Here is a 25,944-nt window from a genome sequence, read left to right on the forward strand (position 1 = left end):
ACTCAACCATATTTGGAGTACTCATGAAAAAAGCCCACGAGGGGCTTTCTAACCTGAGCTTCGGATAACTAATGCCTTTCTAGCAGCCAGTTTTAGCGCTAACTGCGTTGAATTCACTTCCAATAGCCCGCTATTAATGCGTAAATTCGCCTTGTTATCCCTAAAACTCTCTGGCTAGACAGAAAATCATTCAAGATAAATTTTAAAACTATATGTTAGCTCATTACTTACCCAAACCTCAGGTTAAATAACTGAGGAAAAAGTACTAACTTATTGCTTGATTATATCTTCGCTCAACTTCAGACCAATTGATGACGTTGTAAAAAGCGGCGATGTATTCTGGTCGACGATTTTGATACTTGAGGTAATAGGCGTGCTCCCACACATCTAAACCTAATATTGGGGTATGCTCCTCCATGTAAGGGCTGTCTTGGTTGAGACTACTCGTCACCGCTAATTTGCCATTTTCATCTACAACTAACCATGCCCAGCCACTGCCAAATCGACTGACAGCAGCGTTTGTAAATTCAGTTTTAAAGCTATCAAAACCGCCGAGCTCACTTTCTATCGCTTGTTTTAACGGCCCATCACATAAAGGCGCATAATTTGGAGTCATAATTTGCCAGAACAAACTATGGTTATTGTGCCCGCCGACATGTTCTTGCACTGCTTTTTGTAAGGTTTCAGGTAACGTTTTAATGTTTCTCAGCAACGTTTCGGTGTCTTTACCCTCGAACTCCGTCCCCTCTAATGCTGCGTTTGCTTTATTTATATATGTCTGATGATGCAAAGTATGATGGATCTCCATCGTTTTCGCGTCGATATGTGGTTCCAGTGCATCATATGCGTACGGTAACTCAGGTAAGGTATAAGCCATTCGACCTCCAAATGTTAATGTAAAACGCGAGAATGCAGGTGCGTTACCAGCATCGCTTCGTTAATTTGATGAATAAGCTCAGGTAAATGAGGATAGCGTTTTGCAAAATGGATCAGCTCATGCCGAGTTTTATGCAAATGATGCAAGACGATAGGCGCAAGTTCGTTGTTATATTCAAGGTAGGTTGCATGTATCTTCAGATGGATTGAGATAAGTTGCTGGCACGCTCTATTTGGTTGGTCAAGCGCAATAAAAGTGTCAGCTAGATTATGCGCGGATACCACGACAGCTGGCAAACTGTGCTCTATGGCACTCATCACGACACTGTCTTTTTGGCATAATAAAAACCCATCTAAAATACCTGTCGCAAGTGTCAATGCAACCTGATATTCGTCACGGGCACGCAGAAAAATTTGCGCTTGATATGCTTGATTACCTGAGAGTATTTTAGCTTGCCAAGGTGACAGCACTGAAGATAACGCGCAAGCTCCGCTGGCTAAGCGATTTGCACTAAGGTCCATGCGATTTTTCATATTCTACCCTTTTACCGAACTAGCTTACTTGTGCAAGCAAACCAGTATGAGCTATTGGGGCACTATACGATCACATAAACATTAATGCAAACCATTTTCATTTGTATTTATTTAATTTCTACACACTGATGTGTTACCAAAGAGTCCTCGGTTAATTCAAGTGTGGTATGCGACAATCCAAACCGCAACTGTAAACCCTCTTTTAACCGCGCTAGCGTGCTTTGGTTGCTCAAGGACGTAATTACAACTTGCGCCTCTAAAATATATTCATGCTCATTGAGCTGCCAAACATGAATATGGCTTACTGTCTTAACATTCTCTTGAGTCTCAAGATATTCCTTAACCTCTTGAATATTCATATTATCTGGTGTTGCCTGCATGAGAATTCTAATACTACTTTTACTCAGTTCAACGCCATGGTAAATCACGTACGCGGAGATCAACACAGTGGCGATAAGATCCACCACGTACCATTGATATAAAATGATTAATGTTCCAGCCACGATCACCGCAACGGAAGCCGCAGCATCAGAAACATTGTGAATAAATGCCGCACGAATATTTAGGCTGGTTTTTGCACCTGCAGAATAAGTAATAAGTGCTGTGATAACATCGATAACTAACGCTAAGGCCGCGAGCCACACCACTATCCAGCCATCAATTGGCTCTGGATTTAAAAATCGAGAAATCGCCTCGAATAGCAGATAACCCCCAACAACAATGAGTGTCGCGCTATTAATTAACGCCCCAATTATTTCAGCACGTTGATAGCCATAAGTGAGTTCAAGTGAGGCAGGCTTTCTTGCAACTTTTTGCGCGACTAACGCGATAATAAGCGCACCGGCGTCACTTAAATTATGTAGCGCATCAGCAACCAAAGAGAGACTGCCAGAGAGAATGCCACCAACGACCTGCGCGACACTCAGTAGAATATTAACAAATACGGCCCAACCGAGCTTGTTTCCATGATGATGATGTGCGTGAGACATACTCAATCCTATTTATTGATCCGAAGAAGGGGCCACTCTCAACGGCCCCCACGGGCATTACGAATTTTTAATTTGCTTTGAGAATAGTGGATAAAGTGCTGGCAATACAAACAAAGTCAGCAAGGTTGACGTTAATAATCCACCAACAATGACACTGGCAAGCGGCCTTTGAATTTCAGCGCCCACTCCTGTCGATAACAGCATGGGAATAAGTCCCAGTGCTGAGGTGATCGCAGTCATTAGTACGGGTCTAAGCCTTGAAATTGCTCCCTCAAAGACACCTGAATGAAGCGATTCTCCCGCAGCCAATCGCTGGTTTATGCTCTCAACCATCACTACACCATTAAGTACCGCGACACCGAATAAGGTGATAAACCCAACCGAGCTTGGGACCGATAGATATTGTCCTGAGATATATAAAGAAAATACCCCACCAATGACCGCAAGCGGCACATTCACTAAAATAAGCGCAGCCTGAGCCATTGAGCCAAATGCAAAGTAAAGCAAGAGTGCTATTAGCGCCAAAGATAGCGGCACCACGATTGCCAAGCGTTTTTGTGCTCGTTGCTGGTTTTCAAATTGACCACCGATTTCAACACCATAACCTGTTGGTAAGTCAACTTTACTATCAATAGCCGCGCGAATATCACTCACTACACTGCCCATATCCCGACCTTGCACATTAGCTTGGATCACCACTCGACGTTGAACGTCATCTCGTCTTACTTGCGGTGGACCAGATTGATATTCAACATTCGCAACATCAGCCAACCGGATCCACGCCCCTGAACTCGATTGTAAGCGTATTTCTTCAATGGTCTGTTTGCTTTGACGGTATTGAGGTGCCAAGCGGACATAAATATCATAGCGTTCGTTACCGTTGATGACCTGCCCCGCTTTACTGCCACCAATTCCATCTTGCACTAATGCCATAACGTCCCCGACAGCTAAACCGTAGCGAGATAACGCTTGACGTTTTGGAGTAATGATCAGCTGTGACTCACCTGCTATTTGCTCAAGTTGTACGCCCTCTGTCCCTTCAACTTGCGCCACGGCCGCTTCAATTTCCTTTCCTTTTTTTGCAAGCACAGCTAAGTCTGGGCCAAACAACTTAATCGCCAACTGCGCTTTAACACCTGAGAGTAATTCATCAACACGCGTCGCAATAGGTTGTGAAAAATTAAACAGTAAGCCGGGGTAAGCCGATAGTTTTTGTTCCATCAAAGCTTGTAATTCGTAGCGATTATTTGCGCTTTGCCACTGTGCTACTGGCGCAAGGCCAATATAGATTTCAATGTTATTTACCGGTTCAGGATCGCCACCTATCTCAGCTCTACCAATTCTGCTTAGCGCGTAGTTTACCTCAGGAAAAGTGAGCAGCATTTTTTCCATCTCAGGCGCAACATTAAGCGCGGTTTCAAGACTTGCGGAAGGTGCTAGCGTTACCCTTAGGTTGATGGTGCCTTCTTCAAGCTCCGGGACAAATTCGGTGCCAATTTTAGTGAACGTAAAACCGGCCGTCGCCATCAATAATATGACGATTGCCATCAATAACTTTTGCCTATGCAACACTCGATTTAACGTCCAGCGGTAGCCTTTTTCTAGCGCAACGAGAATAATACTCTCTCGCGCTTTAACACCATGTTTAAATAAGTAGGTCGCAAGCGCAGGGACAATGATAAGCGCTACAAATATCGCCGCAATAACAGCCAAAATAATACTGATTGCCATAGGCTGAAATAATTTAGCTTCAACTCCTTCAAAACTAAATAACGGGGTGAACACCACTAAGATAATACTGGCAGCAAAAAAGATTGGCCTTGACACTTCCTTTCCTGCGAGCTCAACAATGAGTCCTACAGAAAAGTCATCACTTTCCTTTTGCCTTGTTAGGTGTTTAAAGATGTTCTCTACCATCACCACTGAGCCGTCAACTAACATCCCTATCGCGACTGCGATACCGCCTAGCGACATTAAGTTGGCCGAGACGCCAAGCCACGCCATAACCACAAGTGCAATGGCAATTGAAATAGGAATTGAGATGAGCACCAGAAAAGTTGCTCTCAGGTTCATTAAAAACAGCGCGAGCACCACAACGATAAAAATAAATGCCAGTGCCAAGGCTTCAACGACAGTTTGTACTGCTTTGCTAATCAAGTCAGACTGATCGTAAAAAGGCTCAAACCTTACCCCTTCAGGTAGTGCTTTATTAATAAGTTCCACGCGGTTGTTAATGCTATCAATGGTTGCTTTGGTGTTTGCTCCCATTCGCTTGAGCACTATACCTGTTACGACTTCACCGAGCTGTTCCACTTCACCAGAGGCGCTTTTTCTAGACATCGTGACAGCGCCTTGACGGATTTCTCCACCAATCGATACAGTGGCAACCTGAGCCACTGTCACGACCGTGCCATCAATGGTTTTGACGGGCACGTTGGCAATCTCCTCGATCCCCTTCTCCCCACTTTGAAACCAGCCAGTTCCGCGGATCACCAACTGCTCTTGACCGCGCTCTAAATACCAGCCGCCGACATTTTGGTTATTACGCTCGATGGCACTCACCACATCTTGCTGAGTGAGTGCATAAGCCAATAGCTTATTTGGGTCGATATTGACTTGATACTGACGCACATCGCCGCCAAAAGCCAATACATCAGTTACTCCGTCAATTGGCATAATTAACAGCTTAACCACCCAGTCATTGAGACTACGTAAGGCCATTGCATCATATTCAGAGTTCGGATCGCTCATCAGCATATATTGAAATACTTGACCAAGCCCTGATGTATTTGGCCCCATTTCTGGCGTACCCACACCGCTTGGGATCAACTCCTTTGCAGCTTGGAGGCGCTCAAATACCAACTGTCTGGCAAAATAGATATCCGTGCCTTCCTTAAATACCACCGTAACGCCAGATAGACCTGTTTTAGAAATTGAACGCACTTGCTGCACATCAGGCAAGGCATACATCACAGCCTCAATTGGATAGGTGATTAACTGCTCAACCTCTTCCGCTGCCAGTCCAGGCGCTTCAGTATTCACCGCAACCTGCACATTCGTTACATCGGGAAACGCATCTAAGTTGAGCTTTGGGATCGTCACGCTAGCAGTTGCTGTGATAACGAGTAAAAAAAGAATAATTAGAAGCCGATTGTTTACAGACCAATCGATAATTCGATTAAACATGGTAAGGCCCCCTTTAATGGTTATGCGGATCGAAGCCAGCTTTGGCTTGCTCTGACGCAATAAAGAAAGCCCCAGTTACGGCCACGCGTTCACCCACAGCCAAACCGATAACTTCAACCTGAGCGCCAAAGTCTTCACCTAAAGTCACTTCTTTGGGATGGAACTCACCGGGCGCTTCTTCAATGTACACCACCCAATCACCGTCAGGGCCACGACTTAACGCATCTGCAGGTAACGCAATGATTGACTCCTTTGACGGTATGATAAAGTTGACGTTTACAAACATCCCTGCATGTAGCTTGTCGTCACTATTTTCAACCAATAGGCGGATCTGTCTGGTTCGAGTAATGGGATCGATAGTATGCGCTTCTTGGATAACACGAGCAGTGTATTGCTGATCTTCTATGCCAATCAATGCTTTAGAGTTAACCGCTAACGAAAGTTGAGAGTTGGGTTGTAAACGGGCTTCCACCCATAGCTCGCTTTCATCAGTGATTGCCATTAAAGTTGTGCCGGATGCTACATGCTGGCCCTGCGTAAAGGCATCTTGAGTTACCACCCCCTCGCGCTCAGCAACGAGCGTATATTGGCCAAGTTCACTGGCGGGCTTAGTGGCTATTTCTTTAATCTCTTTTTCTGTGACCCCAAGTGCCAACAACTTTGAATAAGCCGAACTAAAATCGGCACTTGCTTGAACGCGCTCACGCTCACTGATGGTTTCTTTGCTTAAGCGTTTAACTCTATCCCACTCTGTTGAAGCGACCAAATACTGCGCTTGGGCCTGCGCCATTGCCTCTGAGAATAAGGTGATAAGTGGATCATTAACATTAACCATAGAGCCAAGCGTAGTGTGTCGCTTTAACACGATTGAATCGGCTCTTGGCGATACTAAATAGCTGGTATAACCATTGGCTTTTACTTCCCCAGGAGCAAAATAAAAGCGCTCATGGCTTTCCAGCTTGACTTCTTTGGTCTGAATTCCGGCAAAACGCATCTGCTGTTGCGTTAGTACGATGGCATTTTCTTCCTCTTCATGTTCTTCATGACCGTCGCCGGCATATGCCAGCGAGCTAAAAAGCGCGTTCACCGCGAAATAAATGGAGAAAATTTTAAAGTTTGTCATTCGATACTCTTTTACTCAAGAACGTAAGTTGACGTTCAAAACCGTTAGCTTGTGTAGCGAATTGCACCAAGCATTGCTTTTACAGTGCCAATTCGCGGACAAGAATGCGCTTCTCAAGCAGACGTGATTTATCTGTAATCAACGTCAATAACTGAGAAGGAGTAATACCAATCCGTGTTAAAGTAGCTCATTTACTTAATACAATTGGTATAAACGGAGTAGGCAGTATCACTGAAAGCAAAACACATAAGCATAGAAAACGGGCCTAGTTGCTTACTCACAAGCACGAATTTGCGCTAAGTTGGGTTTATCAATTTACTCATTAACCTAAACTCAGGTTAGTTAAGTTAAATTGAGGTCACGCCTTCAATGATAACCGCTACTTAAGCGATCGGTGGACGATGTGCTTGCTCTACAAAAGCGCGCACTTTGGTATCAGATTGAGGATAAATTTCGCTATTTGGTCGCATTTCAAAGGGGATAAAAGATTTTAAAATCACTAAATTCAAATGCGTCCCACTGCAATGGCCACAGTGGTGGCAATCTTTTGTATGATGTCCGCTGGGGTCTGCTTGCGCATCTTCAGCATGATCGTGAGTATGTTGGAGGTGAGGCACTTCGATTTGATGGAAGCTAGATTCAGACGCGAATACACTCACAGATTGCACCGCGAGTAGAAGCATCACAAAAATCAGGATTAGCTTATTCAAATCTACATTTCTCTTTAAAACAAAAGATCGTTTTCAATTTACCACCTGCACCTGTCCTGTCAATAGTAGCGCTAAGCTTTAAGTCTTATTTTTGCTTACGTTACTAAATACCTCTACCTAATACACTCAAAATGAAATAACAATAATTTGCATTGTTAGGCCAAAACATCAACTTAAATGCGAATTATAATCAATATATAACACTATGTTTTATAAAGATTTTTCATTGACACATCAAAGAAATCCGTTAGACTAGCCGCATATTCACAGTTTGAGGTAACAGCATGCAAGGTAAACAAAAAGTCATCGACGCATTCAATAAGCTATTAGCCAATGAGCTTGCAGCTATCGATCAATATTTCATCCATTCACGTATGTACGAAGATTGGGGTTTGAGCAAACTATACCAACGCCTTGAGCACGAACGTGAAGAAGAAACGACGCATGCGGATTGGTTGATCAAACGCATTCTTTTCTTGGAAGGGGTACCTAACATGACAAAACGTCGTGATCTACTCATCGGCCAAGATGTTAAGTCTATGATGGAAAACGACTTAAAACTAGAGCTTGAAGTCGTCGAATGTGTTAAAGAAGCAATCAAAATCTGTGAAGAAGAGCAAGACTATCAGTCTCGAGAAACGCTTGAAAAGCTGTTGTTTGATACGGAAGAAGATCATGTTTACTGGCTAGAGCAGCAAATTCGTCTGATTGATCTTATCGGTGCCCCGAATTATATCCAATCTCAGCTTTAATAAGGACTCTACAAATGAAAGGTGATAGAGAAGTAATCGTAGCGCTTAATAAAGTATTGGCCAATGAATTAGTGGGTATCAATCAATACTTTTTGCACGCACGTATGTTTAAAGACTTCGGTTTTAGCCAGTTAGATAAAGCGGATTATAAGGTCTCAATACAAAAAATGAAAAACGCCGACCGCCTTATCGAGCGAATTTTGTTCTTAGAAGGCCTTCCTAATTTACAAGATTTAGGTCGTTTAAAAATTGGTGAAAATAGCGCTGAGATGATTGATTGCAATATGGCATTTGAGCAAGCATCATTGGTCGACCTGCAAGCAGCAATTAAGTTGTGTGAAGAAAAGCAAGATTACATTAGCCGTGAAGCACTAGACAAAATTCAAAATGAGCAAGAAGAGCAAATTGACTGGCTTGAAACTCAGCAGCATCTAATTAAGGTGATGGGAATAGAAAACTACTTACAGTCTCAACTATAAGTATTTAATTGAGGTTGCGCGATAATTTATTGTTACGCAACCTGATCAGTGACGTCAACAATTGCAATCAGCTTTTCATTTAAAATTTTCTTCGCACAGTTACAGCACTTTCCACACTGCTTACCAACAGATAATGTCTGGCTAAGATCACGCATCGAACGAGCACCACTGTCTATCGTCTCTGCAATCTTTTTATCTGTAACACCATGACAAATGCATACGTACATAAATGAAAACCAATATCAAACTCATTAACTCCAAACAAGTCTAATCTAAACGATAACAATTATCAACACATACCTCAGCTATAAATGCGAATTATTTTTCTTTGTAAGCTGCTGCAAAGACTTAGTTATTCACGCTTCGTAAAACGTCGTACTCAAGCCGACGTTTATTTCTATAAAATTAAGAAAAATCCAATAAAACTGCTACGCTTAAATTAACTTGATAAGCGTTACTTTACACATAAGAGTGAAGGTGCTCTTGCATCCAAGTAGATTGTTTTATTTGCTACAAATCACAAACCTTAAACATGTATAAATTGTTAAATACATTGCATAAAAACCAAGGTTTAAGTTGATTTCAATCTAGTATTTCCGCTAGACTGCGCGTCACCGCTAACAGTTTTATTAGCGCGGATCAGCTTAGTTTGATTTGGTAACATGTTGTTAAAGGACTAAATGAGATTGGATAGAGAAAGGTCTTTTAATGAAGCAAGCGCTATTGTGTTTTTTTATATTATTTTCTTTGTGTTGCATAGTCGCGCCTAGCCACGCCCATAACTTCGGCCAATATACTTCTCGTTTCTCTGTGGAGGAAGGGTTAAGCCAGTCTGCAATCACAGCCATAACACAAGACAAACATGGCTTCATTTGGATAGGTACTCTCCAAGGGTTAAACCGTTATGACGGCAATCAACTCATTAATATTGCCGCTTCTAGGGGTCTTGATGAACAAGAAATAGTTGGGTTATTCAATATCTCGAATGATGAGCTTTTAATCTCTACAGGTGCCAGCGGCGCGTTTTTACTGAATGTTGATGACTATACAATTCAACAAATCTACGACGGTAAACGCCAAGACAGTAACGCAGTTCCAAAACCCATCGCCACAGCTATTGGTCATCGAGAAAATATCATTTTCTCCATTGAAAGCGACCTCTACACATTAGACAGCAGTACGTTAAAATCTGAATTACTCACTCACTTCAAACCAAGTAGTTACATTCGCGCCATAAACGTTATCGGTAACTTTGTGATTATTGGTACAACAGAAGGCCTGTTCACTTATTCTCTTGCAACCGGTAATGTAGAGCGAATAAGTTACACTGATTCAACATCAGAACTCAGTCATGATGTTAAATTACTCAAACGCGACCCATCGTTGGGACTGCTTGTTGGTACTGTAGAAGGCTTATTTGTCATTCCAGTCAGTAACCAAACACTGGTTGCTTCAAAAAGCTATGAGCTTGTTCCTGAGAAAAATATTTGGGGACACCAAATCACTCCCTATGGCGAGTTTATTGCTACGGAGCATGGATTGTTTCTTATTGACAGAAGAAAAAAAACCAGCTCCAAAGTCCTTTCCTTAACCGAGGGACAGTATCGCCTCACCAACCCCAGTATCACTAAGCTTTACGCAGATAGAAACAACAACCTATGGATGGGTACATATAACGATGGCGCATATTTATGGCCTTCCAGCTCGCTACGTTTTACCACATTCATTAGTAATCAAGACAGGTTTGCCAATAACAATATCTGGTCAATTCGTCCTACCAGCAAAAACACGGTGCTCCTTGGTACAGATAACGGCATTAACGAGTTTGATTTAAGCACCCGCCAATTGAAATCTAGCTACCTGCAAAATAGAGATTCAAAAGCAATGTACGGAGCAGATGCCGTATTCTCTATTTTTAATTCTTCACATTTCGACGAAAATACCTTTCTAATCCAAACAACTCAAGAGACCGCGCTATTTAACATCGACACCAAACAGCTAAGCCCAATTACGCTTGAAAGTGGTGACAAACTTGGGCCATATAGTTGGGGTATCGCTAAGTACTCAGAAAGTAAGTTTCCATTTATCAATAGCAATGGATTTTACGAATATGATGCAGCCACCAATACTGTACGTGCATTAGAGGGATTATCAAAACAGCTGGCAGCGGCACAAAGCTTTTTGGTCCTGCCGCCTTTGGATGCGACCGATGATGAATATTGGATAAGTACGGACATCAGTTTGGTCAAATATAATGAGTCAACAGATACCCTAACAACGATTTACAACAAGTCGGATAAACACTTGGTCTCAGCCGTTAATAGTTGGGTAGTAGATAGAGCTGGAACGCTATGGTTGGCAACCTCAACCGAAGGTCTTGTCGGGATCAATAAAAATACTTACGACGAAGAATACAAGCTAACGACTGAACAAGGTTTGATGAGTAATGCTATCTACAATCTCCTGTTAGATAGAGATGGAATGATTTGGGCCAGCAGTCAACGCGGCATGTTTAAATTTGACCCAATAAATAAAGTATTGGAAACCTTCGGTACGAATCAAGGCCTGCCGACGCTCGAGTTTAACGGCGGCGCTGCAGCAGCACTTGAATCTGGCAAGCTGATGTTCGGTACAGTCAACGGCTCTATCACTTTCGATCCGGAACAATTTTCAGATAGTGCAGTTAAGCGCCGCCCATTACTGATCACTCAAATGGATATCTTAAGCAGAGATCAAACGTACTTAGCCCCTGACGCAATTTTGCAAGCACTTGATTTTAAGTTTGACGACATGGGCATAGAGCTACAGTTTTCTGACTTTGACTTCAATGCCGATCATCACATTCAATACCAAGCTTCTTTGCATGGCCCAAGTGCACTTACGTTTTCAAGCTTAAAACGAAATAAAGTATTTCTAAATCAATTACTCCCTGGTGATTATCAGTTAATCATTGCACCGCGTTCACTTTATAGTGAAGACCTTAGCAACGCTCTCAACTTGCGCTTTAATGTTGCCCACTCTCCTTGGCGCTCGCCTTTTGCATTAAGCTTATACAGTCTAAGTGCATTCGCGCTGATATTGCTCATCGTTATTAAGCACAAACAAAAACAACGTCAGCTTGAAACGGCACTTAGAGCCGTTACTCATGCAGGAAGACAGACAAAACTGGCGTTGAAATCAACCAAAAGCGGTGTTTGGTCGGCGGATCTCGCTGCACGCCAGATCACACAACAGCGGGCCGAAGCGCTTGGCTTTGAGAGTGATACGATGACACTGCAAGAGCACTATAACGCCATTCACCCGGATGATAGAGAACTCGTCGAACGTGCTTGGAAGAAATTTATTTCTAACCCAACTAAAGAGCAGCTTTCCCTATCTTATCGACTGCGCTGCGCTGACAATAATTGGCATTGGTTTCACGACTTTGGTCAAGTCGCAGAATTTGATTCACAAGGTAAAGCCACTGAACTACACGGTATTTATACCAATGTAACCACGCAAAAAGCGAACCAGATGCGCGCAAATATGCTGGGCGAGGCCTTCAGCCAAGTGAACGATTGGATTTTGATCTTAGACCCTAATTTACAACCCATTTCAGTCAATAGTAGCTTCTGTAGAGCGTTTCAACTGCAGGAAAACGAAGCGTTAAACGACTTAACGACTGAGCGTTTTGTTAATGCTATCGGGCAAAAGAAGTTCCACGGTTTAATTGCAAATTTAAAATCTCTTGGACCGAATCAATATCTAAGACAGGAAGTTCAAGTTACAGACGGCTGGGATAAAGTGCATCCGGTTCAACTTAGCATTAGCGCGGTTTCCAAAGACAATGTGAACCTCCAATACTTCGTGGTCGTTGTTACCGATCTGACAGAGCAGAAAAAAGCCGAGAATGAACTTAGATATCTCGCCAATTTCGACGCTTTGACGGAGCTACCAAATCGCAGCTTGATGCTACAGCATATTGAATTTGCACTGTTTAACGCAAACAACACACAGCAAAGCTGCGCCCTACTCTTTATAGATTTAGATAAATTTAAACCAATCAATGATGCCTACGGACACCATATCGGCGATAAATTACTGGTCGCGATAACCAAACGGATCCGTGAGCAAATAAATAATAACTGTATTTTAGCAAGACAGAGCGGCGATGAGTTTCTCGTACTAATTAAGTCCTTCCCTAGCATCGAATATGTGAGCGAAGTAGTTACCCGCTTAGTGAAGCACATACCCGAACGTATCGAAATTGATGGGATCACCATGAGTGTATCTGCCAGTATTGGCGTTGCGGTTTATCCATTCGATGCTCCGGACTCAGAATCCTTGATCCGTAACGCTGATATCGCCATGATCCATGCAAAGCAGTCGGGAAGAAATGCATTCAAGTTCTTTACTGAGTCAATGAATGAAGAGATCAGTAAAAAGCTTCGGTTAGAAACCGCAATGAAAACGGCGGTTAAAGACGGTGAGTTTTTCAATCACTATCAGCCTATCATCAATACCACTACAGGTCAGCTTGCAGGCGTCGAACTACTTATGCGCTGGCGCAATAATGACATGTTGATTCCTCCATGCGATTTTATTCCAATCGCAGAAGAAAGCGGTTTGATTGAAACCTTGACTGAACAAGCGCTTATCAGAGCCTTAATAGAATTGCGTCCATTGTTTACACAAGAACCCGACTTTTATCTATCTCTTAATTTAAGCGCAGTTCATATTTTACGCTCAGACATTGCGCACCAATTCACTGAGATTTTAAAAGCGCATGGTCTTACTAATCGGTGTTTAAGACTTGAAATCACCGAGTCAATCTTTATGTCTGATATGGTTAAGGCGCGGGCAACTATCAACGAAATGAAGCGGGCAGACTTTGTATTGCTACTTGATGACTTCGGCACAGGTTTTTCTTCACTCACGTATCTGAATGAGTTCCCTCTTGATATTATAAAAATTGATCAAGGGTTTGTACGTAATATGAGCGCAAAACCCGCGAATAAATCTATCATTAGAACCATTTATTTACTGGCGCAAAGCTTAAACATGAAGTGTATTGCAGAAGGTGTCGAGACAGAATCTCAGCTTAATTACCTAAGAGACGTAGGCTGTGAATATATGCAAGGCTATCACTTCGCAAAGCCCATGGCGATTGACGATTTACTCGCATTTTATGAGCAACACGAACGCTCACGAGCTTGAGCTCGGGCTTAGTGCGTTAATTTAGTTACTTTGGGCTATAAGAGTTAGCCCTTACCTACCGTTTCACTATCGGGCAGTTCTGAGCGCTGCCATTCGCTAAGTTTTTGATAGAGCTCATTAATATCAATGGGTTTTGCAATAAAATCATCCATGCCCGCCTGAATACATTTTTGTTTATCTTCTTCGTAGGCATTAGCTGTTATCGCGATAATATGTGGATTGCCGTAAATATTTGGCTCGTTTCTGATTGCTTTGGTACAAGCAAAACCATCCATATTCGGCATTTGGCAATCCATTAAAACCAATGCATAGTTCTTCGACTTCATCGCGACTAAGGCTTCGACTCCGTCGTCCACCTTCTCTAGCAGACAGTGCGTTTTCTCTAGTAACTTACCAACAACCACTTGGTTAATTTTATTATCTTCTACCAATAGGATATCAAGGCCGTTGAAATCAGGAGCCCCAACTTCTTGTTGCTCCCTCTTAACCCTTAGCCCTTTTGAGGCTGGAATATCTACATAGAATTGACTGCCAAGCCCAAGTTCGCTGTGAATTCTTATCTCACCATTCATCGCTTCTACTAGTTTTCTAGAAATGGCTAAGCCAAGTCCGGTACCACCAAATTTTCTTGTGGTTGAAAGATCTGCCTGAGTAAACTCTTGGAATAACGTTTCCTGCTGCGCTTTTGAAATGCCAATTCCAGTGTCAGCAACGGTAAACTTTAACACCCCACTCTCATAGTGGACTGAGAGTTTTATGTGTCCTTTATTGGTAAATTTCCCAGCATTACTCAGCAAATTATTTACCACTTGCGATACACGTAGTTCATCTAACTCAAGATATGTGGGTAGCTCAGCACCCTTTTCGTACTTAAATTCAACGCCATATCTAACGTTAGAAATTTTAAAAATGCTGACCAGACTATCAAGCATTTCTTGTAAATTCACGGCTCGACGTTCAATTTTCAATGCCCCAGCCTCGATTTTAGAATAATCCAAAATATCATTGAGGATGAGCATTAGGTTCTTCGCCGACTGCCGTATAATTGTTATTTGGTCTGCCATCTCATTGCTAAGACTCTCTTCTCTGATCAAGTTATCCGCCATACCAATGATTCCATTTAACGGCGTCCTAATTTCATGGCTCATGTTTGCGAGGAATCGGCTCTTTGAATGATTGGCAGCGTTAGCGGCTTCTACAGCTTTAGTAAGTTCTTCCGTTTTCTCAGCAACTTGCTGCTCTAACTCGTGATTGAAGTCGGTAAGCTTGCGGTTAAGCCTTTCGTTTTCTAAGCTGGCTTGGTTTTGTTTTGTAAAACTCAGTGTTAGCTTAAAAGCCAACTGATTGAACTGCTGCTGCAACTCAATTATTTCTAAAAAACTACTATCTGCATTAGCCGAATTTTCGATTAAGGTTGAAGGCTCGTAAGCCCGAATATCATGACTTAACGCCACAATTGGACGCACCAACAACCGAGTGAGCTGACGGACAAAAATAGAGCTCAATACAATAATCGCAAGCGCAAGTCCCAGTGCATCTGACCAAGCTTCAGCAGCAACTAAGTTAAGATATTTACGGTCGAGCATGGTGATAACTGACCATTTATATTTTTTAGATACCGCAGTTTGTTTAAATAAGATCTGCTCAGTCGAGTCTTCATAAGTTGAGGATTCTTTGTCAAATAACGCTTTTAATACCACATCACTTGGCATATCCAAGGTTTTAAATTCGGTCTTTAACGAGCTATAGACAACCCTTTTGTGTTTATCCAGCACAATCAAATTGGCGTCTTCAGCAAGAATTTTTGGAATAAAGCGTTCAAATGAGCCAAATATTAAAGACCCTTCCACAATCCCTTTAAACTCTTCGGCGATAAAGATTGGCGCTGAAATTGCCACGATAGGAGCTTCATCAAAACCACGGCCTTGAAATATACCTGAAACGAATCCTTCGGGGTATTCAGGTGCTTTAATAAAATAATCTCTATCTGACACATTGGCATTTGTTCCCTTCATCGTCTCAGCAAAATGCTGCGGGTAAAGGTGAGTAACATTAGCATGTTTGTCCGCGACAATAGCGGTTCTAAAATTTGCGTGAGTCTTCAGCAAACGCTCGATAACATAATCGGCATCAATCCCTAAGGATACATCCGTTGCGGATATCACCATCGCGCGACGGTAAGCATCAAGGTAGTCATCAATTTGAGCGACAATAGAACCAGAGGCTTCTTCAAGCTGTGTTTTTATCTCAGCTTCAATTCTTTTATAGTAATTGTTTGTCAGCACGACGGTTGTCATCAATACAACCAAAACGATAACAAGGTTGACGGTAGAATTTAGAATTTGATTGAGCGGCATCCCTTGCCACTTGCTGCGAGTAAAGAAAAAGCTCAGCAGGTCGACCACTGCAAGACAAATACATGCGTTGATAAGGTACTTAGCCAGTGCAGTAAATATAACGAGTAACGGAAGTTCAAGGGTGAAATAGCCAAAAATAAATAATGCAGGTAAACCTAGCAAAATCCAATAAACGATACCCCGAACAAAAAATGGCTTGGCGAAACGGACGCAGACAAAGTGAAGCCATAACACTTCGAAGAAAAAAACCATAGAGGGCCAAGCATGCCCCCATCGATACCAAATAAAGCCGGCACCAATAATCACAGCAATAATGGCATAGCGCCATCCGCATAGTAGCAGGATAAATAGTACAAACAGTTGGCCAAAAAGAAACTCAGAACTATCCAAAAACCAAATTGGCAACAGATTGGCCAGCCCGCCTAGTACACCTAAGACTAAAGTTATGATGAGCGCTTGCTTTTGATTCAAATGTTACACCACCGGTTTGTAATACTGCCTATGTATAACAATAAAAAATATTTTAAAACCTGCCAAGGTAGTGTAACAAATAACTAAAAAATATATCACACATTAGGGTCTGTTTACCCTAATGATGAGGGCAGTCATGGCTCTCTATTTGTAGCACACTACTTAGTACATTAAAGGACTTTTTCAACGCTTCTTCCACTTCTACACGACACGCTGAATCATGAGATTCGATAGTACAGTGATGCTTTAATACTACATGTGCACCAACGACAACCGCGCCATCAATTTTGCTTACTGTAATATTATGGGCGCTTTCAACATGCTCGGTAGACACAATCGTTCTCTCAACTTCTTGAACCGTAGGCAAAACTTCTGGAGGTGTAGCAAGCCCTTTAAGACAAGCAATTATCACCTTAATACCTGTAAACAATACAAAGACGGAAATCAGCATGCTCGAGAGAATATCAACCACTTCCCAGCCTGTAAGGTGTATGATCACACCTGCGATAAATGTCGATATGGTAGACAGTAAATCAAAAAATGAGTGCAAGAAAACAGCATAGACGTTAATACTGTCTTTACGGCCTTTGTACAACACCCAAGCGGAAGCGCCGTGAAACAAAAACCCAATTGCAGCAATCATAGACATTAAATAGCTGTTCACCTCTAGGTCATGACCGCCCGCATGATGAGACAACCGCTCACTCCCTTCGAGTAAAATAATTACCGCAATTGAAAGGTAGAGGATTCCATTGATAAGCCCGCCAGTATATTCAGCCCGTTTGTAACCATCGTTATATGTTTTAGCAAGATAAACTGCCACACTTGATGCTATCAACGCGATAAACAAAGAACTATTGTGAACAAACAAGTGTCCAGCATCAGCCAATACTGCGAGAGAATTAGCGTAATAAGCACCAATAACTTGAATGATCATAAAAGAGCAAGTGATTGCAAGCGCAATCAGTAGTCTTCGACGAGAAGCTTGATGCGTAGTGATATCTGTCATGAAATGAGTCGTGTACCTAATTTAATATAAGATGCTACGTACAACCACAACATAAGATGGAGCCATTTGACTAAATGCACCTCACCTTATCTTTTATACCGTGTAGGAAAAAGCCGTGATTCAAAAATACAGAAATAAATTTAGAAATATACGTAGTTAACCTGAGCTTAGGATAATTAATGCCTTTCTAGCAGCCAGTTTTAGCGCTAACTGCGTTGAATTCACTTCCAATAGCAAGCTATTGGTGCGTAAATTCGCCTAGTTATCACGAAAACTCTCTGGCTAGATAAAGAAGTAATTTAATGTTACTTTAGAAACAATGAGTTACCTCATTTCTTATCCAAACCTCAGGTTAGTTATCGTTTAAACATTGCCCTAAATGGCAATGATATACAGTCTCAATTGTAACGTTTCCACGAGCTAAATGCACTAAATTTGCGACTGTAACGGCCGACTTTATGGAAAATTTTAGCGCTTATCGCTTTTACTTGCGGAAAAGTACAATCAGACTTTCTCCAGTTGAGTCACAACGTCGTTTGCGATTTGCCTTAGTATTTCACAGTCAGCTTCACTCAACTCTCGGGGCTCTATGTCGATAACACACACGGTCCCAACGCGAAAACCGCTGGACAATATGATAGGCGCACCAGCATAAAATCGAATATTAGGGGCATTTAACACCAAAGGGTTATCCATAAAGCGGGGATCTTCGAGCGTATCAGAAACTACAAAAACCGTGTCTTCTAATATTGCATGGCCGCAAAATGAAACGTCACGAGACGTTTGCTCAGCATCTAATCCAAAGCGGGATTTAAACCATTGCCTGTCCTTGTCAACAAGACTCACCAATGCAATTGGAGCATCAAAAACATGGGCAGTAAATTGAGTAATTCGGTCCAATTCAAGTGTTGGTTTTGTATCGAGTATCGCAAGCTCCCTAAGCGCATGTAACCTAGCGGGTTCGTTTTTAGGTAACTCAGGGATTTTCATAATCTACTTAATTAGACAGTGTTTATATTTCTACTATAGTTTGTTTTGTGAGATAACGCAGGTGGCAAATGTGAGCAAGTATTTTAACATAATCTCCCTAACCCTTTTTTCCCTAGTCTGCTTGAGTGGTTTTTACCTCGAAATTAACGAGTTTAATAAAAATCGTGTGGTTCACCAGAGTCTGACTTTGTACTACAACAACCTTTCCGCCCTAGATAAAGCGATTGAAGTGATCTTTAGTCTGCAACGTGAACGCGGCATGTCAACGGGATTTAAGTCCGAAGAAGAACACGACGCGCGACTACTTGCATATTATCAGGAAACAGACGAAAAAATAATAAGACTCACTGCTGAAAAACTCACGAGCATTAATAACTTCGATCAGTTTCAATTGACCATAAAAGACGATGTACAAACACTGAGAAAGCTCAATAGACAAGCAAATATCAACCACGAGCAACTATTTCTTCGCTACACAATTTTGATAAATCACTTAATCGATACAGTCCGAACCATACAAACTGAGCAGTCCTTCATCCATAATTTTGGTGGTAATGAGGACAAAACACAGTACCAGAATATTCACACACTTATCAGAGCAATTGAGTTAGGGGGCAGACTCAGAGCTAAGATCAGCCGATACCTAACGGCAGATGAAGAGGCCACTAGATTAAGTGCAATGAGAAGCGCGCTACAATACTACGCCACTCATGTCACACTGATGGACAGCCTCAAAGATAATCAAAATACCGTACAGCTATACAATGCCGCTACGGCGTCTAGAGAGTATGACTATGTCACCTCAGCCCTAAACCGCTTTAGCCGTGGAGCTGAAACCAACTTACCACACTATGTGTGGTGGGATAACAGTACTGCCTATTTGAACTTGCTCGCTAGTGGCAGCCTGAATTTACTTAAATATATGAAAGACTCTGCTGCTGCATCTATGCAAAAGTCACAAGAGCGAGCTCAAACCTCACTCATTATCTCTTTAACTATTGCACTGCTTTATATCATTTTAATTTGCCTATTGATTAGAGCGTTTACCGAATTAAAAATATATAAAACGGCACCGCTTAGAACACAAACTGCACAGCTCATTGTAATATTTTCGTCAGTACTTGCCGTGCTATTTGTGGAACATTTTGCAAGCCAAAAGCAGCTATTATATCTCTCGGAAGTGCAAACTCTTAGGCAGCTAAACAACCACTCATTAGAGCGTATAAACCTCCTTAAAACGCTATGGTATAAGCCACATATAGAAAGCCTTAGATATGCGAGTATTAGCAGCAATGCCGATCTCGCTAAACCATCTCAGTTGCAAACGCTAGCCGTTAATAATCTTAATAACACTCAGTATGTAGATAAAAACCAGATCACGTCATTTTATTCTTATCATCAAGAAAGCTTGCACCGTGGAGGGATAGTTACACAAATTATAAAGGGTAATGATGGTCACCGTATATTAATTATGACGGGTCTTGGGCTGTCCGATAAGGGGCTGACGGAAACACTGTATTGGTACGAAGCTCAACTAGATGTGTTACTCGGCAGCCTAGAACTCAGCCTTGATACTCGTCTAAAAAACGCATCGGGTTACTACACTAAGCAGGAAGTCGAGACGATTAAAATTAGCGGCTCACATACTCCACTAAGCCAATTACTGCTTACTAATAATAGTGACCAAACCGACTTTCTAAGTGCAAAAATCTGGGATCAGGAGCTTCAAGTGGGTACTTATGCCTATTCACGTGAATCGTTTAATCAAGATATCTTCTACACTTTAGAAATTAAGTTTATCTGGCAGGTGTTGTCATTAGTTGCATTTTGCTTATTTGGTTTAGCAATTAGCTATCGCGCCCAACAAAAAGCAAAATTAGACAAGCAAGCTGCAAAAGACGCTATTCAAAAGCGCCAAACTTTATTGAACTCATCTGAGAAGCTTGCCGCCATCGGCAGTTTTGAGGTGGCTGTTGGACAACACCTAGCGCATACCTCTGAAGGCTTTAGGACGCTATTTAACTTAACTCCCGAACTTGAGTACCATAATTTAAAACCAATTATAAAGTTACTCGATAGTGACAATAGGAAGAAGTTACAATCAAACTTACGTTCCTTAACACACGATCAATCTAGTGAACTTCAATTAACGATAAGAGACGAGTCTTCAACTAGATATCTAAATGTCATTCTCAATTTAAAATACTACTCAAGTGAAAATTCGCAGTTTGTTGTCGGGGTCGTAAAAGATGTAACGAGTCAAGTTAATGAGAGCAATCGCCAAAAGAGAATACAGAAGGAGCTCGTCGCCGCGAGAAAAGAGGCCTTAGAAAAAATGCATGAGGCCGATGTGGAAAGAATGTCAGCGCAGCATTTACTCAAAGTCCAAAAGTCTACAGAAAAGCTGCTTCAAGAAGCCATTGATTCATTTCCAGCATTTATTCTGCTAATTGATGAAGACCAGCATATAGCCATGCTGAATCAGTTTAACGAACACATAAAAAGAACTGATCACAACGAATACCAATTCATGGGAAGCTCTCTCAACAACGGTTCTGACGTTATAGCATTTATTACCCAACTTCCAATGACAGACAACAGCGAATTACTGTCCATGTTAGAAAAGGCAAAAGGCAAGGAACAATATCAAGCACTGACGACGTGCCAGTATGTCAGTGAAGATATCCTGTACTGGTTCAACGTGTTAGTGAAAAACATCACCACAGATTCAGGGAAATACACCCTCATCTATCAGAATGATATCACTAAAAGTATCAACTTTTCTGCAGAGCTTGAGCAAGCTCGCATAAAAGCAGAGCAAGCAAGTGAAGCAAAGTCTCGTTTCCTAGCAACAATGAGTCACGAGATAAGAACGCCGATGAACGGCGTGGTAGGCATGCTGGATATTCTTGCCCAATCTAACCTTGATCATGAGCAATCTCACCTCACCAAAGTCGCAAAAAGCTCAGCATTGGTACTACTTCGAATAATTAACGACATATTAGACTTTTCAAAAATCGAAGCAGGAAAAATGCAACTTGAATCGACACCATTTAGCTGGCAAGAAATTATTAAAGAACTCGCGGAGCTCCTTGCATATCAAGCGGACTCTAAAAAGCTCAAGCTTGCCTTTTACCTTTCGCCACAGTTACCGAACTGGCAATTAGGTGATCCAGTTAGACTGCGCCAAATTTTATTAAACCTAATAGGTAACGCGTTAAAATTCACCAAAACTACCGCCACTGCCTCCGGCTTTGTAGAAGTGACTATTGGGCGCTCTCCCGATGATGGTTATATGGAAATTAGCGTGAAAGACAATGGTAAAGGTATGTCCGAAGAACAAGTAGAAAACCTTTTTAAGCCATTTGTTCAAGCAGATAGCAGTATTCAACGCCAATATGGCGGTACCGGACTGGGCCTTTCCATTACCCACAAACTTGTAGCCATGATGGAGGGGGAAATTGACTGTAGAAGCCTCGAGGATTTCGGCAGCAACTTTATTGTTACTCTGCCATACTGTGAAGTGCCAAAACAAACCAGCGATATTAGCTTAACCTTAGACAGACTAAAAATTGCAGTGGTGGGCGACGAGGACAAATTTGAAAAAGATCTGCAAAATCAACTACGCATCTATGAAGCCCAATGTGAAATATTCCCTCGAGAACTTTTTAATGCGCAGCTAATTGATAGTCAACAATTTGATTATCTCGTTATCACTGCTGAAGCCTTCCAACAACTCACTACAGAAGGAAAAGAAGTTTTCATCGCGGAAAGCGAGTGCAAGTATATTTTGCTAGACAATAATCAGGATAAGCTTCCGCATGCAAATAATATCAACGTCTCAAACCTCGCGCTATATCCTTATTACGCTTATAAAGTCGTTTCACACATCGCCACCTTAGAAGGGCTAATCGACAGTGAATCAACAAATGACGACAGCGATAGTAAATCTAAGACACTGCCTACAATTAGTGATGCCCAAGCACTTAACAAGCTTATCTTAGTCGTTGAGGACAATGTTTATAATCAGGATTTATTCAAAAGACAGCTGGCACTGCTAGGCTATCAATGCATTATCGCCGACAATGGTAAAGTTGCCTTACAGCTACTCGAACAGTATCACTTTTCGCTTATTATTTCGGATTGCCATATGCCAGTGATGGATGGCTATGAATTCACAAAACAGCGTCGCGAGCATGAACGTGAACGCAATCTAGAGCACATTCCTATCATTGCAGCAACAGCTAATGCGTTAGACGGTGAGAAAGATATTTGCTTTAACGCCGGGATGGACGATTACATTGCAAAGCCCATTGTCTTGCAAAAATTAAACAAAAAGCTAAAAAAATGGTTTTCGAGCAACATTCCAACAAACAGCCAAGAAGCGGAGAATGCTACCTCACTGATGGAGGAACTAGACGCGCCAGCCAGACATATCGACTTGGTGATACTCAGTGAATATGTAGGTACAGATAAAGAGTTACAGAGTATTTTCTTAAGAAGCTTTGTTGACGACACGAAAAAACTTTTACAAGGGGTAGACCTAGAACATCCTGAAAGTGTCAAGAATATTGCACATCAAGGGAAAACCTCGGCAAAAGCAGTCGGCGCAACACAACTCTCTGAAAAAATGGCAGAACTTGAGCATACAGCAAGTGAAGGTAAGCAGATAAAAATTGAAAATTTATTGAATCAATGTTTGATGCTTTTTGATAACGCACAAGCTGAAATCGCTTCTATACTTAACGTGGAAGATCTAACGTAACACGTGCTAAAAATTCAGGTCTAGTATGTATGATAAATGAAAAGCACCTTATTATTGCGATTGATGATAGCGAGCTTATTCTTACGCAATTGCAATTGTTGATTTCTAACCAGACACCATGCACCTTTAAAGGGTTTAACAGCGGCCTGTCTGCATTAGAAAGTCAAGAGCTCCATCAAGCTTCCCTTATTTTGCTTGATATCAACATGCCGCAAATGGATGGTGTAGAGATATTGCGGAAATTTGCCGAACTAAGCATCCAAGCACCTATCGCATTACTAAGTGGCGAAAAAGGCCTATTCATCAAAAATACCGCAGCACTGGCTGAGCTTCATGGCCTCACCATTATATCTAGTTTAGAAAAGCCACTCTCTGCAACCAAACTAAAAGAACTTTACAGTCAGCTCCAGTCTCAAAATACATCCACTAAGTCCCAACACGCACTACAAAACTATAGTAAAGATGAGATCTATGAGGGGTTATTGCGAGAAGAGTTTTGTGCTTATTTCCAACCAAAAGTCGCAAGTCCATCCGGTGCAATTATTGGCGCTGAGGTGCTCGCTAGGTGGCATCATAGTACCGATGGCACAGTACCTCCTTCACAGTTTATCGCGACAATGGAAGAGAACGAATTAATTCACCTGCTATCCTATAGCCTGTTGAAACAAACCTTGTCCTTGCTTAGCTATAATCGAGATATTCTTAAAGCGCTTCAATTCAGTATTAATTTGAGCGTGAAAGAGCTAGAAGACATAAAACTCCCAGAAAAACTCGAGTCCATTTGCGAAGAGTATTGTACACCCACCTCTCAAATCACTTTAGAGTTAACTGAAAGTCACTTGTTAGATAACATCAAGCGAGCGCTTGATGTGTTGCTGCGTTTAAAACTCAAAGGCTTTAAGCTGTCTATTGACGACTTTGGTACAGGGTATTCTTCTATTAAGCAACTTAACGAGTTGCCGTTTGATGAACTCAAAATCGATAGATGCTTTGTTGATGGCTGTTCAACGCAACCAAACAAACGCATCATTATCGCGAGCACCTGTGAGATGGCTCACCAACTTGGACTAGAGGTCGTCGCTGAGGGTGTCGAAGAGGTTGAGGACCTCCTCGTTGTACAGAGTTACGAAGTAGAATCGGTTCAAGGCTACTATTACTACCCACCTTGTACGCCATCGGAGTTTTTGCAAACTGTCTCAGGATCCGCATTGCAAAAGTCTCATTCTAGTAAATAATTAAAATTAATGGGCTTTGTTGTACTCCCATAGTCAGAGGGGATCTATGCATAAAAAAGACGTTGAACACGCACAACGACATCCAAAAGTGATTATTGTTTGCGACGATCCAGCTGAAATGACTGGCGTTGTCGATATTGTCGCTTCTCAAGTCAATGAATACCGTACTCTCACTAGTCATAAAGAAGTTGCAGAAGTGCTAACAGAGTCTCCACCAGATGTCATCGTTATTGCTCGAAAGACAGTCGCAAAAAGTGTCGAAATTTATAGCTTGCTCGCCAAGCACGGCTTACTTAACTATGCTCATGAAAATATTTTACTGTGTGAAAATAAAGAATCTGGCGTGGCCTTTCGGTGTTGTATGAAAGGTATTTTTACCGATTACTTTGTCTACAAACCTATGTATGAGAACTACCGCTTTCGAATGATCCTACATAATGCCTTGGTTCGCACAGAGGGTACTTCTGAAGTTGCCAAAATCCGAGAAGAGCATTTCGGTCGCATAGACGACAAGCTAAAGCAATTGATTGATGATGCAGCCTTGTACCATCAAAAAGCGGATGAGACACTACAAACAGTAAGACGTAATCTAGACAATGAAAAAGGGATTAATAAAGTTCAAGATGATTTGTTAAACGAGTTAAAAGAAAAACACTTATCGCCACTTTTGGATGAGCTCGAACACCAGCTTGCCGAAAGTGTTCATGAATTAACAAGAAGATTAAAAGACAAACAGTTCTCCATAGCAGAGTTCACAGCTTTACTCGCTGAAAAGGACAATTCAAAGTGTGCGCAATTAGCTCAAAATGTTTTGCCAGTAGGTGATACGGGTGAGGTTGATGTCAGCGAACCAAAAGCGGTTGAAGCCAAGCAAGAAGAAGTAAAAATAATGGTGGTGGAAGACAACGAAATTTATCGAGAGATGATAGCCAAGATCCTACGTGATGAGGGATATAAAGTAGAAAGTGTCACCAGTGGGTTGAACGCAATTAAAAAGCTGCGAAAGCACAGATTTTCTATGGTGTTTATGGATTTATTTATGCCCGAGCTTGATGGTTACAATGCAACCAAAAATATTCGCAACATTCCGCACTGCAAAAAACTTCCTATCATTGCGCTAACCAGCAATAAAAACAAAGATATAATCAGAAAGTGGGCATCTTTGGGGCTCACTGGGTACATCACCAAACCCTCTACCAAATCATCTATTTTAAAAGCTGTGGCAAAAGCACTTACGGAAAACCAATAAGTTGCGTAAAGTACAAATCAGCA

General features: G+C 41.8%; 16 protein-coding genes. 6 read left to right on the top strand and 10 right to left on the bottom strand.

Annotated elements, in window-relative coordinates:
• Window positions 1-265: 265 nt before the first annotated feature.
• The 6 genes from JJQ94_RS01905 to JJQ94_RS01930 all read right to left on the bottom strand — a co-directional run bounded on the left by JJQ94_RS01905 (window position 266) and on the right by JJQ94_RS01930 (window position 7,418).
• Window positions 266-877, bottom strand: coding sequence for a superoxide dismutase (locus tag JJQ94_RS01905; RefSeq protein ID WP_099030649.1), 612 nt, complete (start codon window positions 875-877; stop codon window positions 266-268).
• Between the two features lie 14 nt (window positions 878-891).
• Window positions 892-1,410 carry a hypothetical protein gene (locus JJQ94_RS01910; protein WP_099030650.1) on the bottom strand — a complete coding sequence of 173 codons (519 nt, stop codon included), beginning with the start codon at window positions 1,408-1,410 and terminating at the stop codon, window positions 892-894.
• Between the two features lie 107 nt (window positions 1,411-1,517).
• Window positions 1,518-2,399 carry a cation diffusion facilitator family transporter gene (locus JJQ94_RS01915; protein WP_099030651.1) on the bottom strand — a complete coding sequence of 294 codons (882 nt, stop codon included), beginning with the start codon at window positions 2,397-2,399 and terminating at the stop codon, window positions 1,518-1,520.
• 57 nt (window positions 2,400-2,456) lie between these two features.
• Window positions 2,457-5,585 carry an efflux RND transporter permease subunit gene (locus tag JJQ94_RS01920; RefSeq protein ID WP_099030652.1) on the bottom strand — a complete coding sequence of 1,043 codons (3,129 nt, stop codon included), beginning with the start codon at window positions 5,583-5,585 and terminating at the stop codon, window positions 2,457-2,459.
• Window positions 5,586-5,598: 13 nt separating this feature from the next.
• The gene (locus tag JJQ94_RS01925) at window positions 5,599-6,708 is read right to left on the bottom strand and encodes an efflux RND transporter periplasmic adaptor subunit (RefSeq protein ID WP_099030653.1); all 1,110 of its coding nucleotides are present in this window, start codon (window positions 6,706-6,708) and stop codon (window positions 5,599-5,601) included.
• Between the two features lie 383 nt (window positions 6,709-7,091).
• The gene (locus JJQ94_RS01930) at window positions 7,092-7,418 is read right to left on the bottom strand and encodes a DUF2946 family protein (RefSeq protein ID WP_099030654.1); all 327 of its coding nucleotides are present in this window, start codon (window positions 7,416-7,418) and stop codon (window positions 7,092-7,094) included.
• Window positions 7,419-7,702: 284 nt separating this feature from the next.
• Between JJQ94_RS01930 and bfr (JJQ94_RS01935) the strand changes: the two genes are divergently transcribed.
• Window positions 7,703-8,170: a bacterioferritin gene (gene bfr / locus JJQ94_RS01935; RefSeq protein ID WP_010607507.1), complete on the top strand. Its 468-nt coding sequence runs from the start codon at window positions 7,703-7,705 to the stop codon at window positions 8,168-8,170.
• Window positions 8,171-8,184: 14 nt separating this feature from the next.
• Window positions 8,185-8,649: a bacterioferritin gene (gene bfr / locus JJQ94_RS01940; RefSeq protein ID WP_010375235.1), complete on the top strand. Its 465-nt coding sequence runs from the start codon at window positions 8,185-8,187 to the stop codon at window positions 8,647-8,649.
• Window positions 8,650-8,681: 32 nt separating this feature from the next.
• Here bfr (JJQ94_RS01940) and JJQ94_RS01945 read toward each other — a convergent pair whose 3' ends face one another.
• The gene (locus JJQ94_RS01945) at window positions 8,682-8,876 is read right to left on the bottom strand and encodes a (2Fe-2S)-binding protein (protein ID WP_099030655.1); all 195 of its coding nucleotides are present in this window, start codon (window positions 8,874-8,876) and stop codon (window positions 8,682-8,684) included.
• 481 nt (window positions 8,877-9,357) lie between these two features.
• On the opposite strand from JJQ94_RS01945, the gene JJQ94_RS01950 reads away from it, so the two are divergent.
• Window positions 9,358-13,845, top strand: coding sequence for an EAL domain-containing protein (locus JJQ94_RS01950; RefSeq protein WP_099030656.1), 4,488 nt, complete (start codon window positions 9,358-9,360; stop codon window positions 13,843-13,845).
• 44 nt (window positions 13,846-13,889) lie between these two features.
• Here JJQ94_RS01950 and JJQ94_RS01955 read toward each other — a convergent pair whose 3' ends face one another.
• From JJQ94_RS01955 to JJQ94_RS01965, 3 genes are all read right to left on the bottom strand, one after another.
• Window positions 13,890-16,673, bottom strand: coding sequence for a hybrid sensor histidine kinase/response regulator (locus JJQ94_RS01955; protein WP_099030657.1), 2,784 nt, complete (start codon window positions 16,671-16,673; stop codon window positions 13,890-13,892).
• Window positions 16,674-16,791: 118 nt separating this feature from the next.
• On the bottom strand, window positions 16,792-17,682 hold the full coding sequence (locus JJQ94_RS01960; protein WP_010375246.1) for a cation diffusion facilitator family transporter: 891 nt from the start codon (window positions 17,680-17,682) through the stop codon (window positions 16,792-16,794).
• A 504-nt stretch (window positions 17,683-18,186) separates the two neighbouring features.
• Complete coding sequence (locus tag JJQ94_RS01965) at window positions 18,187-18,672, bottom strand: GAF domain-containing protein (protein ID WP_099030658.1); 486 nt, start codon at window positions 18,670-18,672, stop codon at window positions 18,187-18,189.
• A gap of 166 nt (window positions 18,673-18,838) precedes the next feature.
• Here JJQ94_RS01965 and JJQ94_RS01970 point away from each other — a divergent pair, with 166 nt between their 5' ends.
• From JJQ94_RS01970 to JJQ94_RS01980, 3 genes are read left to right on the top strand one after another with little or no spacing between them, the layout of a single operon-like run.
• Window positions 18,839-23,437 (top strand): ATP-binding protein, encoded by a 4,599-nt coding sequence (locus JJQ94_RS01970; RefSeq protein WP_236596474.1) that lies wholly within the window; start codon window positions 18,839-18,841, stop codon window positions 23,435-23,437.
• Between the two features lie 29 nt (window positions 23,438-23,466).
• Window positions 23,467-24,672, top strand: coding sequence for an EAL domain-containing response regulator (locus tag JJQ94_RS01975; RefSeq protein WP_099030660.1), 1,206 nt, complete (start codon window positions 23,467-23,469; stop codon window positions 24,670-24,672).
• 46 nt (window positions 24,673-24,718) lie between these two features.
• Window positions 24,719-25,921, top strand: a complete 1,203-nt coding sequence (locus JJQ94_RS01980; RefSeq protein ID WP_099030661.1) for a response regulator — start codon at window positions 24,719-24,721, stop codon at window positions 25,919-25,921.
• The last annotated feature ends 23 nt before the right edge of the window (window positions 25,922-25,944 follow it).

It is taken from the genome of Pseudoalteromonas sp. GCY (assembly GCF_016695175.1).
GTDB lineage: Bacteria > Pseudomonadota > Gammaproteobacteria > Enterobacterales > Alteromonadaceae > Pseudoalteromonas.

What these genes read in the sequence shown, in the direction of transcription:
- JJQ94_RS01905 (WP_099030649.1), bottom strand. Translation starts at nt 877, where the DNA reads ATGGCTTATACCTTACCTGAGTTACCGTACGCATATGATGCACTGGAA.
- JJQ94_RS01910 (WP_099030650.1), bottom strand. Translation starts at nt 1,410, where the DNA reads ATGAAAAATCGCATGGACCTTAGTGCAAATCGCTTAGCCAGCGGAGCT.
- JJQ94_RS01915 (WP_099030651.1), bottom strand. Translation starts at nt 2,399, where the DNA reads ATGTCTCACGCACATCATCATCATGGAAACAAGCTCGGTTGGGCCGTA.
- JJQ94_RS01920 (WP_099030652.1), bottom strand. Translation starts at nt 5,585, where the DNA reads ATGTTTAATCGAATTATCGATTGGTCTGTAAACAATCGGCTTCTAATT.
- JJQ94_RS01925 (WP_099030653.1), bottom strand. Translation starts at nt 6,708, where the DNA reads ATGACAAACTTTAAAATTTTCTCCATTTATTTCGCGGTGAACGCGCTT.
- bfr (WP_010607507.1), top strand. Translation starts at nt 7,703, where the DNA reads ATGCAAGGTAAACAAAAAGTCATCGACGCATTCAATAAGCTATTAGCC.
- bfr (WP_010375235.1), top strand. Translation starts at nt 8,185, where the DNA reads ATGAAAGGTGATAGAGAAGTAATCGTAGCGCTTAATAAAGTATTGGCC.
- JJQ94_RS01945 (WP_099030655.1), bottom strand. Translation starts at nt 8,876, where the DNA reads ATGTACGTATGCATTTGTCATGGTGTTACAGATAAAAAGATTGCAGAG.
- JJQ94_RS01950 (WP_099030656.1), top strand. Translation starts at nt 9,358, where the DNA reads ATGAAGCAAGCGCTATTGTGTTTTTTTATATTATTTTCTTTGTGTTGC.
- JJQ94_RS01960 (WP_010375246.1), bottom strand. Translation starts at nt 17,682, where the DNA reads ATGACAGATATCACTACGCATCAAGCTTCTCGTCGAAGACTACTGATT.
- JJQ94_RS01965 (WP_099030658.1), bottom strand. Translation starts at nt 18,672, where the DNA reads ATGAAAATCCCTGAGTTACCTAAAAACGAACCCGCTAGGTTACATGCG.
- JJQ94_RS01975 (WP_099030660.1), top strand. Translation starts at nt 23,467, where the DNA reads ATGATAAATGAAAAGCACCTTATTATTGCGATTGATGATAGCGAGCTT.
- JJQ94_RS01980 (WP_099030661.1), top strand. Translation starts at nt 24,719, where the DNA reads ATGCATAAAAAAGACGTTGAACACGCACAACGACATCCAAAAGTGATT.